At 37.5% G+C, this 403-nt stretch carries 1 protein-coding gene; it reads left to right on the plus strand.

Translation table 11 applies throughout. The features are described from left to right. Nucleotides 1–403: transposase (locus G6042_RS00620; protein WP_235933137.1), on the plus strand; the 403-nt coding region annotated here is incomplete at both ends.

Here is a 403-nt window from a genome sequence, read left to right on the forward strand (position 1 = left end):
CAGTAAAAGACCAATGTACCAGCCGAAAAGGCGGAAGAGAGATTGACCGAAGTGAGTATGCTGATGCAGTAGAGGAAAACAACAAACGCTATAAAGCCAACCAGCAACTCTATAGAAAACGCCAAGAAATCAACGAACACATCTTTGGAACAATAAAACGAAAATGGGGTTATAACCACACCAATTTAATAGGATTAGAGAAAGTAAACGGCGAACACAGTTTGATAATGCTAGTGTATAACATCAAACGCAGCATCAATATCCTTGGTGTGCCCGATTTACTAGCCAAACTCAAAGCATGGAACTCACCTTACAAGAGAAAAGGTTTGTTTTTGATAAAAACGACCTATTTAAAGCTATTTTTAGTTCGTATCATTTTGGGAACAAATCAAACTACTTCAAA

Origin of the sequence: Flavobacterium solisilvae, from assembly GCF_012911605.1 — a bacterium.
Lineage (GTDB): Bacteria > Bacteroidota > Bacteroidia > Flavobacteriales > Flavobacteriaceae > Flavobacterium > Flavobacterium solisilvae.